Here is a 15,863-nt window from a genome sequence, read left to right on the forward strand (position 1 = left end):
TTTAGTAATCTTCCATCATCTGATTAAATTCGTCGAAAATGTTTCTTGTATCGTTTGGACCTGGTCCTGCTTCTGGATGGTACTGTATACAATGTAATGGTAATTCCTTATGTGAAATACCTTCTGGAGTTCCATCATTTAAGTTAATTTGGGTTAAAACTAAATCAGTTTCTTTTAATGATTCTTTATCAATGGTAAATCCATGGTTTTGTGAAGTAATGAATACTTTTCCAGTATTTAGATCTTTAACAGGTTGGTTTTCTCCCCTGTGCCCAAATTTCATTTTATATGATTTTGCTCCAAAAGATTTAGCAATTAATTGTTGGCCCATACAGATACCAAAAATTGGTAATCTATTTGATAATTTTTTCATGGTTTCAATAGTTTCAGATACTCTATCAGGATTTCCTGGTCCAGAAGTAATCATTAAACCACTAGGAGAATAATCTAAAACAGTTTTATAATCAGTATCATAAGGGAATAAAATAACACCAATATCCCTTTCTAAAAATGAATTAATAATATTCTTTTTAACACCGCAATCAATCAATGCAACTTTTTTATCCGCATCTTCATTGAAAACTTTAATTTCTTTTGTGGATACTAATGGAACAACATCCTTATCTTCAATACTTGGTTGTGAACGAGCCATCTCAAGCAATTTATCATCAGAAATATCTTCAGTTGTTATTGCTGCTTTAAGAGAACCTCTCTCACGTATTTTAAGTGTTAAATCACGAGTATCAATTCCACTAATTCCCGGGGTTTTAAATTCGTTTAAGAAATCATCCAATGTTTTTTGAGGTCCGAAATTTGAAACTTCACGACAAACTTCACGACAAACAAAACCTTCAACTTGGATTTTATCAGATTGATACCACTTCTCACTTACACCATGATTTCCTTCCAATGGGTAAGTAGACATTAAAATTTCTCCTTTAAAAGACGGATCAGTTAAAGATTCAGTATAACCACCCATACCAGTAGAAAAAACAAGTTCTCCCAATTTAGTGGTTTCATAACCGAATGCTTCACCTTTTAAAATAGTACCATCTTCTAAAGCTAATTTAGCTATTTTTACCATCAAATCACCATCATAAAAAAATAAAATTATTTTCTATCTTTAATATATATTATTTTACTATATTATTAAAGTTTGTTTTTTAGGTAAAAATGAGATTTTTTAAAAAATAAATCAGATAAAAAAAGAATATTTAATTATCAAATAACTTCAAAGATTAAACCGATTATTAAAGAAATATCGATTATTAAAATTAAAGAGAAAAAATATGGATAAAAACTCTGAAGAACTATTTAAAAAACATTTAAATGGTAATGAATACGCCAAATTCAAAAAATTAGTCAATGATACAAAAGTCTATGACATTCCAAAAGAATTAACCGGTAATTTAAGACCCTATCAGAAAATAGGTTACTCCTGGTTAGTTCAAAACATAAAACATAACTTTGGCTGCATATTAGCTGATGACATGGGGCTTGGGAAAACAATACAAGTTCTGACTACGATTCTCCATTTTAAAGAGCAAAACCCCCATGACAATAATCCATCATTAATCATAGTGCCCCCTACATTATTATCCAATTGGGAAAATGAGATTAATAAGTTCACACCAACACTTTCCTATTATATTTATCATGGTTCCAATAGAGTATTTCCCCTAGATGACTATGACATTATATTAACATCATATGGAGTAATTAGACTTGATTTAGATATGTTTTTGGATAAAAAATGGTTCATATGTGTTATTGATGAAGCTCAAAATATTAAAAACCCAAATACACAGCAAACAAAAGCAATAAAAAGTGTTCCAGCATTTAATAAAATTGCTTTAACTGGAACACCAATTGAAAACAAACTAACTGACTATTGGTCAATATTCGATTTTGTGAATAAAGGATACCTATCAACATTAGATAATTTTAAAGCAAAATATGTTTTTAGAATTGAAAGATTAGAAGAATCTTCCACATTAGAAAACTTCAAAACAATAACCAAACCATTTGTGCTAAGGCGCCTTAAAACTGATGACAATATCAAGGATGAACTTCCCGACAAAATTGTTAATGACATATATTGCAGTTTAACCAAAAAACAAATATTACTATATAATGCAATAATGGAAGGAATTTTTGAGGATTTAGAAGGAAAAACAGGTATTGAAAGAAGAGGAATTATTTTAAATATTATAACTGGATTAAAACAAGCCTGTAATCACCCTGCACAGTATTTACATTCAGATAATCCTAAAATTAATGAATCTGGAAAAATGGAGTTATTAATTACAATTTTAGAAAATATTCTAGATGTTAATGAAAAAGTAATAATATTTACTCAATATGCTAAAATGGGCCAAATCATACAAAAACTAGTTTCTAAGAAGTTAAAAACAGACGTTTTATTCTTACATGGATCACTTACACAAGAAAAACGAATAAACGTGATTTCAACATTCCAAGAAGACGAAAATCATAAAATTCTAGTTGCAACCCTTAAAACAGGAGGAATTGGATTAAACTTAACTGCAGCACAAAATGTTATCCATTATGACTTATGGTGGAATCCAGCAATAGAAAATCAAGCAACAGATCGTGTACACCGTATTGGCCAAGAAAAAGATGTCATGGTATATAGATTTATAACAAAAGGAACATTAGAAGAAGTAATTGATGAAATAAGTAAAAATAAGTTAAATTTAGCTGAAAAAGCCATTAGCAATGATGAAACATTCATCACCGAAATGAGCAATGAAGAACTTAAGGAAAAATTATCCTTAAGACTATAATTGCTCCATTTTTAAACTAAAATTCAGACTTCTAGATGAATGTGTTAAAGCACCTATTGAAATAATATCTACCCCATATTCAACATAATCTAAGATATTATCTTCAGTAATGCCTCCTGAAACCTCAATTAAAGAATTTTGACGAATATTCAATTTTTCAAGTTCATCAATGACCTCTTTAACTTCATTACCATCCATATTATCAAGCATTACAATATCTGCCTTGTTTTTTACACATTCAACAGCATCAGATAGTGTTTCAACTTCAATTTCAATTTTTTTAGAAAAACTAGTATTATCCTTCGCTTTTAAAAGAGCATCTAAAGGAGATTTGCATACTGCAATGTGATTATCTTTAATTAATACCATATCATCCAGACTGAAACGATGAGTGTCAGCACCACCTACTTTTAGTGCGTATTTATCAAATTTAGCTAATGCTGGTGAAGTTTTACGAGTTCCTGCAATTCTTACATCATAATCTCTGACTAAAGAAGCATAATGACTGGCAGCACTAGCTACTCCACTCATTCTCATTGATAAATTGAGTACAGTCCTTTCAAGAAGTAGAATTGTCTTTGCATTACCTTTAACAGATAACAACAAATCTTTTTTTGAAATTTCACTTCCCTCTTCTAAGCAATATGTAACTTCAACACCAAATTCTTCAAATAATTCTTTGACAATACTCATTCCTGCTAAAATACCTTCATCTTTTGAAATAATATATGCATTAACTTCCAAATCATTCTCCACAACTGCTTCAGAAGTGATATCTCCAAATCCCTTATCTTCCTCAAGCATATATTCAATTATTCTATCCAAAAAATCACCAAAATTTAATTATTATAATTAATATATACTATTTTTATTAATATAAAATAAGTGATTATATGGAAATTATATTTTTAGGAACATCTTCAGCAGTACATTCATATACTAGAAATCATCCGGCAATCATTTTAAAAGCATTTGGCGAGGTCATGTTATTTGATTGTGGTGAAGGAACACAGAAACAACTAATTTATGCTAAAGTAAGTCCCATGAAAATATCTAAGATTTTTATTAGCCATTATCATGGAGACCACATTTTAGGTCTTCCAGGACTATTACAGTCAATGAATTTTAGAGGAAGAGAAACCAAACTAACAATATACGGACCAAAAGGACTGAATGCATTAAAAGATACAATATTTAATTTAGGATACTGTAAAATTGATTTTCCAATCGAATTTATTGAAATTGGAACAGAAACTATTGAAAGCTGTGAAGAATACACTATTAAATCACAAAATGTCAATCACCAAGTCCCGTGCTTAGCATATTCCATAGAAGAACTTAAAAAACCAAGATTTCTCCGTGAAAAAGCAATTGAACTAGGTGTTCCCGTTGGACCTGCCTTTAAAAAGTTGCACAATGGTGAAGAAGTGGAGATTGATGGCAAAATTATCAAACCAAAACAAGTATTGGGCCCTGCAAGAAAAGGAAATAAGATAACCTATTCCGGCGATACCACTCCATGCGAAGAGATGATTGAATTTGCAAAAGATTCAACCGTTTTAATCCATGAATCAACATATAAAAACGAAGATGCAGATAAAGCAGAAGATAACTTCCATTCAACATCTTCAGATGCGGCAAGAATAGCCAAGCAAAGTAACTCCAATCAATTGATTTTAACACATTTCAGTACACGATACACAACATTTGATGATTTACTTAATGAAGCAAAAGAAATATTTGAAAACACTCAACTGGCAAAAGATCTCATGAAAATAGAAATTTAGATGATATTATGGATATTCCAATACTTATAGACAATCCAACAAAAACTCTAATCTGCACACTGCTCGTCATTATTGCTACATCAATTGTTACCAGAACAATAGCTTTTTTAATGAAGAGAATGAATCGTTTTCATGGAAATAAAGCAGCAATTTATCTTACAAGAGACATAATAAATTACATAATTTATTTTATTGCACTAATGGTTATTTTACAATTCTTTGGAATAAATCTAGCCGGAACACTATTGAGTTTAGGAATTGCAGGTATTGCCGTGAGTTTTGCAGCTAAAGACATCATATCAAATTTATTCTCCGGAATATCATTAATCATTGAAAACAGTATCCAAGTTGGAGACACAATTGAAATAAAAGACAAAAAAGGAATTGTCGAAAGAATTACTCTCAGATCAACAATCATTTCTGACGATAATGGTGTTAAAGACATTATCCCAAATTCTACATTAACGAACTTTCCCTACCTACATTTTAAAGCTCCTGAAAAATATAGGGTAGATATTCCCGTAGGATTACCATTGAATCAGGATATTGAAAAATTTAAGAAATACATCATAGAAAGGATGTCCAAATATGATGGAATATCCCAAAATCCAAAACCTGACGTCTATTCAAAGGGGATAACTCATGAGGAAAGTCAACTGAAAGTATCATTTTGGGTAAAAGAATTTAATAATAAAAGTAAATATAAATTAATAATCACAAACGAAATAAGAAAATTTACAACAATGGGTGAAAAAAATGAATAACTCACTTCAAGAAGAAATTTTGAAACTAAAAAAAGAAAAAAATGCAATAATACTTGCACATAATTACCAACCAAAAGAAGTCCAAGAAATTGCAGATTTCCTCGGAGACTCATTGGAATTATGTATTAAAGCTTCTGAAATTGATGATAAAGATTTAGTAATATTCTGTGGTGTAGATTTCATGGCTGAAACCGCATTTATATTAAATCCTGATAAAAAAATTGTCATTCCAACATTAGAAGCTGAATGTCCAATGGCACACATGTTACCTGAAGACATTCTCTTAAAAGCAAAAGAAGAACATCCTGATGCGGGAGTTATTCTCTATGTAAACAGTATTGCTGAAGCTAAACAACATGCAGATACATTATGTACTTCAGCTAATGCAGTGAAAGTTGCACAAAGTTTACCTCATGATAAAATATTATTTGGACCTGATAAAAACTTAGGATCCCATGTAGCAGATAAAATTGACAAAGAAATAATTCCAGTACCTCAAGATGGACACTGCTATGTTCACAGATTATTCAATGTCGAAAACGTTGAACTTAAAAGAGAACAATATCCTAATGCAGAAATAATTTGTCACCCAGAATGTGATATTAAAGTTCAAAAAGCATGTGATAAAGTAATGTCTACTGGTGGAATGCTAAAACACATTGCAGCAAGTGATAAGGAAGAATTTGTAATTGGAACTGAAATTGACATGATTAGTAGAATTAATGCAGAAGTTCCGGGTAAAAAATTATACCCATTACTTGAAGGAGCAATTTGTGAAACAATGAAATTCCATACCCTTGAAAAAATCAGAGATGCACTTATAAATGAAGCTCCAGAAGTCACATTACCTAAAGATGTTGCAGATAAATCCAGAAAAGCTGTTCAACACATGCTTGACGTATCAAAATAAAAAAAAAGCTAATTTAATTAGCTTTTTATCCCACCACATTCATTTAAAAATAAAAATAACTTTAAAAAAAAAAGAATATTAAAAATAACCGTCCAACATTCTCCATTTACTAACAATAATAATTTTATACCATATCTTCTAAAAAACTTGATAAAAACATTGCCATTTCTAGTTCTTCACGAACAATATAATCCTCTAACCTAACTTTTGCAACATCACTTTGAAAGGGATAAAGTTTACCTTCAAAATACATTTTAATCACAAGTAAATTATCATTAATTGAAGTTTCTTCCTCTAAATTTTCAATAAGATAATTCCTTTGCAAAGATGATAATTCAGATACCCCATATTCAATAAATTTACGATTATCTTCATCTCCATAATTTAAAATTTTAACAATCATTAAAATCCCCCATAAATTCTTTTAGTTCATTTGAAATTGTACTCAGTTCATTGAAACATAAATGCCCTAAATTTGAATCTATAATTACTAATTCAGAACCTTTAATCATTTTAGACATTGGAATAGCATCTAATTCAGGCGGAAAATGAGGGTCTTGATTACATGCAATTATTAATGTTTTTGATTTGATTTTGCCTAATTTATCCTCAACATCAAAGTACATACATGATTCATTACAATATTTTAAGTCATAAATATCTGTTTCAATACTTTCGTTACCAAAATTTTCAAATTCGGAACTTAATTCAATATTAGACATATCCCTTAATGCTCTTTTTGATAATCCAAAATTAAATTCAGCTAAACAAGCTATTCTTAAGGTTCTATTTAAAGAGTAAGTCAAATCACCCCTATTGTAATCTGGATCAGATTCAATGATTTCATTTACAAATTTTGATAACATAAAATCATGCCCCGCAACTTTGTAACTACTAACACCACATATAATAAAATCCGCATAATCTGGAAAATTTATTGCAGAAGTTAGGCAAACAAAACCTCCCATGGAATTACCAATCATTCCTAAAACATGAGAAATATTAAATTTTTCAACTAAAAACTTTTTTTGAAAGTTTACAACATCATTGATGGAATATTTAGGGAATTTATTTTTTAAATTTGTAGTTGATGGTGAGCAAGAACCTGGAGAACCTAATGCGGAAATACAAATGAAAAAATATTTGCTTTCATCAAAAACATTACCCTTATCAAGTAAAGGTGCAAGTTTTTTTATTGAAGAATAACTGCCCAATGATCCATGGCAATAAACAATAGCATTTTTTATAATTCCTTTTTCATCATAAATAGGAGTTCCAAATGACATATACTCTACTCTCACATCATTTAAGACATCCCCATTCTCAAATTCAAATGAATCCAATGTAAAATATTCATTCTTTGATATAAAATAATCCTCATCGTAAATTATAATCCCCCACTTCAAATTAAATTAAATAATTCTTTAAAAAACAAATTATTTAAATTAAACTAAACAATGTTATCATGATGAAATATAAAATTTTAGAAACCCCTTCTTGTGAAGAAGGATATGAATTGGTTCAAGAGGCCCTACGTAAAAAATCAACAATATTAATTTTTGCTTACTGTAGAGTCAGCTATGAAGGACGGGCATTAAGTGAACTCAACTGGGGAGAACGTATAATTATGATTAAACCAGATGGTGCTTTTTTAATCCACCAAGATAAAAAAGTGGAACCTGTAAATTGGCAACCACCAAAATCAAGAACCAGAAGTTACATCAAAAATGATAATTTGTTCTTAGAAAGTCACAGAAGAACACCAAAAGAACTATTAACCGTGGAAATTAAAAAAATCCAATTCATCAATTATGCTAATATTGAGGACTATGAGGAACTTGAACAAGCAGGATATGAAAAAGATATGGGCGACATGATAATGGAAAAACCCCACATGATTGAGGAAGGTTTTACACCAACTGCTCGTGAATATAGTGTGGAACATGGATTCATTGACATTTTAGGAAAAGATAATGATAATAATTTAATGGTTCTCGAACTAAAGGCACGTAAAGCTGGAATTACAGCAGTAAAACAACTTAGAAGATATCTCCAAGATTTAGAAAATACCGACAATGATTATTTAAAAGACTGTAAAGCTCAAAAGAAAAAAATTAGAGGTCTGCTTGTTGCACCTTCAATTATGGATGATGCCTTAGAATTACTCAAAGAGGAAGGTATTGAATTCGTATCTATCAAACCTCCACGTGAACTAAAACGAGATAAAAAAGTAACATTAGATGCATTCTAATTTAATGCATCTTCGATTTTTTTTAATTCATCATTATAATAATTTATAGTATATAAATTAGCAGGAATGGATTTAGTTACATGACAATCCTTTTCCAATTTATAAATAAGATAATCTTCACCATTTAAAGGAATAGACTCATCCTCATCTAATAACTCCAAATTATCAAGTTCTTTTAATATATTTTGATATTCTTTTTCTTCAAGCTCGATTAGCGCATCCAATTCCATATCTTGAGATTTAGGATTTAAATGAGTTGCAATAGCTACAAAACCATTAACCATTTTATCAGATAATTCGAACCTAGCAGTCCTAATCTCGGCCATAGAAAGTTTTACATGATGTAAAGTATTTTTAGTAACAGGAATTTCACTAGATAATCCTATTTGATTAATTTCATAATCATTTTTCCATTGCCCAATTTTATAAATTGCATAATTTATATCATTAACATTAATCATTTCTTCATTTACCATTCTATCACGAATATAAATATCTTTTTATAATAATAAAAACATTATTATTAAATATTGTTAATGATAAATGTAAATTTTAATGGAGGTTAAACTGTGAAAAAATGTCCTGAATGTGGAAATCCTAGTTATGATGGAGCCCCAATTTGTGGAAATTGTGGATACAAATTCCCTAAACCCAAGAATTCAGTACCAAAAGGAGAAGACATATTTAAAAAAGAAAAACACGAAAAAGTAAAACCTTCCAGTGATAAAAGTACCCTTGATATCTTAAAAGAAAAAAAACTTGTTATTGGAATAATATTAATCATAACTTTAATTTTAATTTGTGGAATCTTTTTAACTGGTGGATCAACTAATACTTCTTCACCAATACAAAACGGTAATGCAGAATATAACGAAGGATCATTTTCATTTAAATATCCTGGCAATTGGCAGGAAATAAACGAAACTGATACAGACCATCCTGGAGCTATATTCTACAAGACAACAAATAATACACTTGTTGAATATTATAATGTCAGCAGTAGTGCATCATCTTTAAAAGAGATAAATCAAAATAGAATATCTCATGCTCAAAGTGTAGGTGCATCCGTTACACTTCTTGAAACAATAACATTAGATGGAAGAAATGCATCAAATATTATTTTAGAAAATGCAGATGGAAACTACACAAGATATGTTTCAATGTTTAGTGATGGCGAACTATATGTCTTTAGAATTTCTGGAGATTCCGTCAATTCCATTACATCTGATGAGATTACTGGCATGTTAAATTCTGCAGATATAGCTTAAGTATGATTTAAATCATACTCTTTTTCTATTTTTTTTAAGTGTTTAAAATGACAAAAATCAAATTTGCTTTATGTCAAATGAATGTTGTTGACAGTAAAAAAGAAAATCTCAAAAAAGCTCGTTTTATGATTGAAGAAAGTGTATCTAAAAATGCTGATTTTATAATATTACCTGAAATGTTTAACTGCCCATACTCAAATGATAAATTTATTGAATATGGTGAAGAAGAACATAATAGCCCTACACTTACCGAAATTTCAACATTAGCTAAAATAAACAAAGTATACATTCTTGCCGGATCAATTCCTGAGATAGAAGATGATAAATTATATAATACTAGCTATTTATTTGATAAACAGGGAAATATAATTGCAAAACACAGGAAAATACATCTTTTTGATATTGATGTTAAAGGAAAAATATCATTCAAAGAATCCGATGTGTTAACTGCAGGTAATAAATTTACAATAGTTAATACTGAATTTGGAAAAATCGGCATTGGTATATGCTATGATATTCGATTTCCAGAACTTGCTCGAATTATGGTTGAAAATGGAGCATTAATATTAATTTATCCAGGCGCATTCAACATGACAACAGGTCCTGCACATTGGGAATTACTATTTCGCTCAAGAGCTATGGATAATCAGGCATTTTGCATTGGTGTTGCACCTGCATTAAATAAGAATGCTAACTATCATAGTTACGGCCATTCAATTATTACAAATCCTTGGGGAGAAATAATAGCCCAAGCTAGTGAAAAAGAAAGTTTAATACTATCAGAACTCGATTTGAGTGAAATAAAAAAAGTAAGAGAAGAGTTACCTCTATTAAAAAATAAAAGAGATGATCTCTACAAAATTATTCAAAAATAGCTATTTTAATTTAGCTAATCTTTTTTCGAAATAAGATAATTTTTTCTCGTTGTCTTTAAACACATCAATTGCAGTTTCAATTACCCTAACTTCATTATCATAATCATTAGCTTTTCTGTATAAAACACACAAGCGTTTGTATGGAGCATCTTTAGCTTGTTTTGCTTCAACATATCTTTCATATTCTTTAATAGCTTTTTGAACATTAGTTTTTTCCATTTCTTTAATTGTACTTAATGGAATGACTTTAACAATTGCTTCACCAGATGTTTTTGCTTTTTGTCTTTTTTCTGCTTTTTTAATAGCCTTATTACAGGATTTTTTGAAATCTTTGTCTTTTTCAGCTTTTCTTGCATCTTTAATTAATTTAACTGCTTCATCTGTTGCAATGTCCCCTAATGCTTGAATAGCTGCTAATCTAACACCCCAATCTTCATCTTCAAGACATTTTCCAATATTGTCAAGTTCATTAACCGCCTGAAGTTCACCTAAAGCACGTACTGCAACTTTTCTAACTCCAAAATCAACATCATCTATTGCATTTACAAAATAAGGAACAACTTTATCATTCTCAGTTTCCTTAAGTGCAAAAGCTAAAAATCTTTTATTTTTACCTTCAGCATTATTAAATTCATCAATTAATTTATCAACAGCTAATTCACCCATATTACCTAAAATTTCAGCTGCCTTAAATCTGACTTGAGCATTATCATCAGTAGTAGCTTTAATTAATGGTTCAATAGCTGATTCATCAGTAATTCCAATTAATGATTCTATAGCCTCTTTTCTAACTTTAACATCATCACTAGATAAGTTAGAAATGGCATCATCAAAACTTAAATTAGTCATGATAGTAAGTTAGTTTTTAAGAATATATAATCTTTTAAAAAAATAAAGTATACACACCATGATTAGTTTTCAGTATAATAAAAAACTTCATGAATTATTATTAAACTGAACAAAAAATATTTAAAAATACAATTAAAAAAATTAATATTAAAATAAAAAATGAGGAATAATAACAATGATTGAAGAGCAAACTAAAAGTTACCCTAAAAAAGAAATTTTTAAAATCCTACATCCTTGGGTTCAAAAATGGTTTGACTCACAATTCGAGGATTTTACTCCTGCACAGAAAAAATCAATCATAGATATTCACAAACAAAACAACATTTTAATTTCATCACCAACAGGGTCTGGAAAAACATTAACTGCATTTTTATCCATAATCAGTGAATTAACAACACTTGCTGAAAAGGATCAACTAGAAGACAAAGTATATTGCATTTACATCTCACCATTAAAGGCACTAGACAATGATGTTGAAAAGAATTTGGAAGATCCGTTGAAAGGAATTGAAGAAATAGCTGGAAAAGATTTGGGAATTAGAAAAGCAGTGCGAACAGGAGACACTTCACAATACCAAAGGCAAAAGATGCTTAAAAAACCTCCCCATATCTTAATTACAACACCTGAAACATTATCCATCTTACTTGTCGCCCCTAAGTTTAGAGAAAAATTAAGTAACATTAAATATGTTATCATTGATGAAATACATTCCCTTGCTGAAAATAAACGTGGAGTCCATTTAAGTTTATCTCTGGAAAGATTACAACATTTAGTTGGTCAATATACAAGAATTGGTCTTTCAGCAACTGTAAGTCCAATTGAAGAAGTTGCGAAATTTCTTGTAGGGTATGAATATGGTGTTGAAAGAAACTGTAAAATAGTCAATATAGATTATTTAAAAGAACTGGATATGGAAGTGATGTGTCCTGTAAGTGATATTGTGCTTGCCGACGAAGAAGACACCCGTCTTGGAATGTATGATTTATTAGACGATTTAATTCAGGAAAATAAAACAACATTAATCTTTACAAACACACGTAGTGGAGCAGAACGTTATGTCTACAATTTAAAAAAAATGTATCCAATGAATTATAATGATTCAAACATAATGGCACACCACTCATCACTTTCAAAAGAAGTTCGCCTAGATACAGAGAATAAATTAAAAGAAGGGAAACTCAAAGCTGTAATATCCTCGACATCACTTGAACTTGGAATAGATATTGGATACATTGACCTCGTTGTTTTAATAAATTCTCCAAAATCCGTTGCAAGAGCTCTTCAAAGAATTGGAAGAAGTGGACATAAGTTACATGAAAAATCCAAAGGTAGAATCATTGTAACTGATCGTGACGACCTAGTTGAGTGTTCTGTTTTACTTAAAAATGCAAAGGAAGGAAAAATAGATAAAATTAACATTCCAACTAACTGTTTGGATGTTTTAGCCCAACACATATATGGAATGGCAATCGAAAATCCCTGGGATATCGATTATGCCTATGAAGTAATAAAAAAAAGTTATTGTTATAAAAACCTAACAAGAGATGACTACGAAGATGTGTTGAGCTACATGGCCGGAGAATATCCGGAACTTGAAGAAAGATATGTCTATGCAAAAATTTGGATTGATTATAAAGAAAATACCTTTGGAAAACGCGGAAAAATGGCTAGAGTGATTTATTCAACAAATATAGGAACAATCCCTGATAGTTCTAGTGTTTTAGTCAAATGTGATGGAAATACCGTTGGAAAAATCGAAGAGAGCTTCATGGAAAAATTAAAAAAAGGAGATACATTCGTTTTGGGAGGTCGAACTTATAGATTCAACTATGGAAAAGGAATGACAATTAACGTAACTCCTGCAAGCGGACCTCCAACAATACCTTCATGGTTTTCACAACAATTGCCATTATCCTTTGACCTTGCAATGGACATTCAACGCTTCAGGTCACACATGGAAAGCAGATTCGAATATAGAAGAAGCAAAGAAGAAATAATGGAATTCATATTCGATTATTTATATGTCGATGACTTTGCAGCTAATTCTATATATGAATATTTTGTTGAACAATACAAATATGCTAAAATCCCTAGTAATCGTGTTTTACTTATTGAATACTATAAAGGATTTGGTGGAAGAAATTTTGTAATATTCCATTCATTGTTTGGAAGAAAAGTGAATGATGCATTATCCCGTGCTGTCGCATATGTTGTTGCACGTAACTACAACACCAATGTAACAATTTCAGTTACTGATAATGGTTTTTACTTAAGTTCCGATGGTAAAATTGGAGGTTTAGAATCATTTAAACAGTTGACTCCCGAAAATTTCGAGACAATATTGATAAATTCTCTAAACAAAACAGAAACGCTTGCATCAAGATTCAGACATTGCGCCGGAAGATCACTTATGACTCTTCGAAGATATAAAGGAGAGTCAAAATCTGTCGGTCGCCAGCAAGTCCGTGGAAAAATATTACTAAAGTTTGTTCAAGATATGGATGATAATTTCTCAATCTTAAAAGAAGCTAGAAGAGAAACCCTTGAAGATTATATGGACATTAAAAATGCTTTAAAAGTAATAAATATGATTGCAGATGGATCAATGGAAATAAAAACAATAAATACTGTTATTCCAAGTCCTTTTGCATTTAATTTGGTTTCACAAGGATATTTAGATGTCCTAAACCAAAATGATCGGGCCGAGTTTACAAAAAGAATGCATAAAGCAATACTCGATCAAATTAAAAATAAATTAAAAGATATTTATTGAAAAGGTGAAAATATGAAAACATTACTCGTTTACTACTCAAGAACAGGAATGACTGAAAAAATAGTTAAAATGATTCAAAATAAAATAAATTGTGATATCGAAGAAATCACCGATAATAACAAGTATTCAGGAAAACTTGGATTTTTAAAAGGTGGAATGAATGCCTCCATGAGAAGAACAAGCAAAATCAACCCTATTACAAAAAATCCTTCAGATTATGATTTAATCATTATTGGAACTCCGGTTTGGGCTTCAAATGTAGCAACACCAATTTATACTTACTTGATGGAATACAATAAAGAGTTTAAGAAAATAGCTTCATTCTGCACATGCATGAGTAGTGGATATGAAAAAACTTTAAAGAACATATCATTATTAACTGGAAAAGAACAAACTTCCACAATGTTCTTAACCGCAGAAGACATGGGAAATCCAAAAGAAAAAATAAATAATTTCATTAATGAAATCAAATAATTTTTCTACTTTTTTATTTTATATTCTAAATAAAATATGCATTTTCAATTACTGATTAAAAGACAAATAAATGAAATAAAAGATAAATTAATCTTGTAAATGCTTAAAAAAGCATATTTTGATTTTATTTTAATTTAAAAATAGTACATTACCAATTATATAGATTATAATAACCCTAGAAAATATTTTCATAAACTAGTAAATGTGCGGATCTCCCTTAATTTAATGAAATTTCGAAAAAATCAGAAAAAACACCCAAATTTTTTTATTCCTAATTCTTCGTATTTTCCAATATTAACTACTATTATTGTTTATTTAGTGAATTAATACTAAAAATTTTTCTTAGTTAATTTAAAAATTCAATATTATATTTTTAATTGAAGAAAAACTTATATATAGCAAGTGTGCATATCTTTATATAGTCTTTGATTTATTTCGAACCGCACACTAAGGTCTAAAATTAAAGACATTTCAGAAGAGAAAATGCAAAAGTAACCAAAATTTTGGTACTATTGCAAAAGAGATTCCACTAAAACAAGGATTGCGACGCTCCTTTACACAACATACTAAAAAGCCATGCAAAATATTGCAAAAGAGATTCCACTAAAACAAGGATTGCGACTCTGTTAGAGAATCTATTAAAGGAATCAAAAAAGATATATTGCAAAAGAGATTCCACTAAAACAAGGATTGCGACTGTTGGTTGTGGTTGTGGGATAAAAAGAAAAAGTTAAATTGCAAAAGAGATTCCACTAAAACAAGGATTGCGACTTCATTGTCGATGAAGCCCAGAATGTGAAGGGCAGTATTGCAAAAGAGATTCCACTAAAACAAGGATTGCGACCATATTTGAAGTAGCTCTTTCAAATCCTCTTTCAGAATTGCAAAAGAGATTCCACTAAAACAAGGATTGCGACTCTGTTTCGCTAGAGATAGATATATCTATTTCTTCCTATTGCAAAAGAGATTCCACTAAAACAAGGATTGCGACTTTGGGGAATATATTCTGCCCTTAAATATTTTTCTATTGCAAAAGAGATTCCACTAAAACAAGGATTGCGACTAATATTGAAAGCTACACAAATCATGTACCACTTTATTGCAA

General features: G+C 29.9%; 15 protein-coding genes and 1 CRISPR repeat array. Of the genes, 9 read left to right on the top strand and 6 right to left on the bottom strand.

What is annotated here, in order from left to right; genetic code table 11:
- Position 1: 1 nt before the first annotated feature.
- Complete coding sequence (carA, locus tag ACR0P1_RS00655) at positions 2-1,084, bottom strand: glutamine-hydrolyzing carbamoyl-phosphate synthase small subunit (RefSeq protein WP_432644483.1); 1,083 nt, start codon at positions 1,082-1,084, stop codon at positions 2-4.
- 205 nt (positions 1,085-1,289) lie between these two features.
- On the opposite strand from carA, the gene ACR0P1_RS00660 reads away from it, so the two are divergent.
- Entirely contained in the window at positions 1,290-2,807 is a 1,518-nt protein-coding gene (locus ACR0P1_RS00660) for a DEAD/DEAH box helicase (RefSeq protein WP_432644484.1), read from the top strand.
- Here ACR0P1_RS00660 and nadC read toward each other — a convergent pair.
- Positions 2,802-3,632: a carboxylating nicotinate-nucleotide diphosphorylase gene (gene nadC, locus ACR0P1_RS00665; protein WP_432644485.1), complete on the bottom strand. Its 831-nt coding sequence runs from the start codon at positions 3,630-3,632 to the stop codon at positions 2,802-2,804. The two genes, ACR0P1_RS00660 and nadC, sit on opposite strands and share 6 nt — an antisense overlap.
- 68 nt (positions 3,633-3,700) lie before the next feature.
- Between nadC and rnz the strand changes: the two genes are divergently transcribed.
- The 3 genes from rnz to nadA are packed head-to-tail and all read left to right on the top strand — an operon-like array spanning position 3,701 to position 6,268.
- Positions 3,701-4,594, top strand: coding sequence for a ribonuclease Z (gene rnz, locus ACR0P1_RS00670; protein WP_432644486.1), 894 nt, complete (start codon positions 3,701-3,703; stop codon positions 4,592-4,594).
- An 8-nt stretch (positions 4,595-4,602) separates the two neighbouring features.
- Positions 4,603-5,358 carry a mechanosensitive ion channel family protein gene (locus ACR0P1_RS00675; RefSeq protein WP_432644487.1) on the top strand — a complete coding sequence of 252 codons (756 nt, stop codon included), beginning with the start codon at positions 4,603-4,605 and terminating at the stop codon, positions 5,356-5,358.
- Entirely contained in the window at positions 5,351-6,268 is a 918-nt protein-coding gene (gene nadA / locus ACR0P1_RS00680) for a quinolinate synthase NadA (protein WP_432644488.1), read from the top strand. Before ACR0P1_RS00675 ends, nadA begins: the two co-directional genes overlap by 8 nt.
- Before the next feature lie 124 nt (positions 6,269-6,392).
- On the opposite strand, the gene ACR0P1_RS00685 is transcribed toward nadA, so the two are convergent.
- Both ACR0P1_RS00685 and ACR0P1_RS00690 read right to left on the bottom strand, forming a co-directional pair.
- Entirely contained in the window at positions 6,393-6,671 is a 279-nt protein-coding gene (locus ACR0P1_RS00685; RefSeq protein WP_432644489.1) for a DUF5750 family protein, read from the bottom strand.
- Positions 6,661-7,611, bottom strand: a complete 951-nt coding sequence (locus ACR0P1_RS00690) for an alpha/beta fold hydrolase (protein ID WP_432644490.1) — start codon at positions 7,609-7,611, stop codon at positions 6,661-6,663. The genes ACR0P1_RS00685 and ACR0P1_RS00690 overlap by 11 nt, the downstream gene beginning before the upstream one ends.
- A gap of 125 nt (positions 7,612-7,736) precedes the next feature.
- Here ACR0P1_RS00690 and nucS point away from each other — a divergent pair, with 125 nt between their 5' ends.
- Positions 7,737-8,519 carry an endonuclease NucS gene (gene nucS, locus ACR0P1_RS00695; RefSeq protein ID WP_432644491.1) on the top strand — a complete coding sequence of 261 codons (783 nt, stop codon included), beginning with the start codon at positions 7,737-7,739 and terminating at the stop codon, positions 8,517-8,519.
- On the opposite strand, the gene ACR0P1_RS00700 is transcribed toward nucS, so the two are convergent.
- Entirely contained in the window at positions 8,516-8,995 is a 480-nt protein-coding gene (locus ACR0P1_RS00700; RefSeq protein ID WP_432644492.1) for a hypothetical protein, read from the bottom strand. The genes nucS and ACR0P1_RS00700 overlap by 4 nt on opposite strands.
- A gap of 93 nt (positions 8,996-9,088) precedes the next feature.
- Between ACR0P1_RS00700 and ACR0P1_RS00705 the strand changes: the two genes are divergently transcribed.
- Positions 9,089-9,787 (top strand): zinc ribbon domain-containing protein, encoded by a 699-nt coding sequence (locus ACR0P1_RS00705; RefSeq protein WP_432644493.1) that lies wholly within the window; start codon positions 9,089-9,091, stop codon positions 9,785-9,787.
- Between the two features lie 47 nt (positions 9,788-9,834).
- Entirely contained in the window at positions 9,835-10,662 is an 828-nt protein-coding gene (locus ACR0P1_RS00710; protein WP_432644494.1) for a carbon-nitrogen hydrolase family protein, read from the top strand.
- On the opposite strand, the gene ACR0P1_RS00715 is transcribed toward ACR0P1_RS00710, so the two are convergent.
- A complete protein-coding gene (locus ACR0P1_RS00715; RefSeq protein WP_432644495.1) occupies positions 10,663-11,511 on the bottom strand; it encodes a HEAT repeat domain-containing protein in 849 nt (282 codons plus the stop codon). It abuts the gene before it with no gap.
- 175 nt (positions 11,512-11,686) lie between these two features.
- On the opposite strand from ACR0P1_RS00715, the gene ACR0P1_RS00720 reads away from it, so the two are divergent.
- A complete protein-coding gene (locus tag ACR0P1_RS00720) occupies positions 11,687-14,284 on the top strand; it encodes an ATP-dependent helicase (RefSeq protein ID WP_432644496.1) in 2,598 nt (865 codons plus the stop codon).
- A 12-nt stretch (positions 14,285-14,296) separates the two neighbouring features.
- Positions 14,297-14,758: a flavodoxin family protein gene (locus ACR0P1_RS00725; RefSeq protein WP_432644497.1), complete on the top strand. Its 462-nt coding sequence runs from the start codon at positions 14,297-14,299 to the stop codon at positions 14,756-14,758.
- Between the two features lie 511 nt (positions 14,759-15,269).
- Positions 15,270-15,821: a CRISPR direct-repeat array (repeat unit 37 nt; unit sequence ATTGCAAAAGAGATTCCACTAAAACAAGGATTGCGAC).
- The last annotated feature ends 42 nt before the right edge of the window (positions 15,822-15,863 follow it).

The sequence above is a fragment of the Methanobrevibacter sp. genome (genome assembly GCF_050872065.1).
Lineage (GTDB): Archaea > Methanobacteriota > Methanobacteria > Methanobacteriales > Methanobacteriaceae > Methanocatella.

Coding starts and splice junctions, on each gene's coding strand:
- carA (WP_432644483.1), bottom strand. CDS start 1,084: ATGGTAAAAATAGCTAAATTAGCTTTAGAAGATGGTACTATTTTAAAA.
- ACR0P1_RS00660 (WP_432644484.1), top strand. CDS start 1,290: ATGGATAAAAACTCTGAAGAACTATTTAAAAAACATTTAAATGGTAAT.
- rnz (WP_432644486.1), top strand. CDS start 3,701: ATGGAAATTATATTTTTAGGAACATCTTCAGCAGTACATTCATATACT.
- ACR0P1_RS00675 (WP_432644487.1), top strand. CDS start 4,603: ATGGATATTCCAATACTTATAGACAATCCAACAAAAACTCTAATCTGC.
- nadA (WP_432644488.1), top strand. CDS start 5,351: ATGAATAACTCACTTCAAGAAGAAATTTTGAAACTAAAAAAAGAAAAA.
- ACR0P1_RS00685 (WP_432644489.1), bottom strand. CDS start 6,671: ATGATTGTTAAAATTTTAAATTATGGAGATGAAGATAATCGTAAATTT.
- nucS (WP_432644491.1), top strand. CDS start 7,737: ATGAAATATAAAATTTTAGAAACCCCTTCTTGTGAAGAAGGATATGAA.
- ACR0P1_RS00700 (WP_432644492.1), bottom strand. CDS start 8,995: ATGGTAAATGAAGAAATGATTAATGTTAATGATATAAATTATGCAATT.
- ACR0P1_RS00710 (WP_432644494.1), top strand. CDS start 9,835: ATGACAAAAATCAAATTTGCTTTATGTCAAATGAATGTTGTTGACAGT.
- ACR0P1_RS00715 (WP_432644495.1), bottom strand. CDS start 11,511: ATGACTAATTTAAGTTTTGATGATGCCATTTCTAACTTATCTAGTGAT.
- ACR0P1_RS00720 (WP_432644496.1), top strand. CDS start 11,687: ATGATTGAAGAGCAAACTAAAAGTTACCCTAAAAAAGAAATTTTTAAA.
- ACR0P1_RS00725 (WP_432644497.1), top strand. CDS start 14,297: ATGAAAACATTACTCGTTTACTACTCAAGAACAGGAATGACTGAAAAA.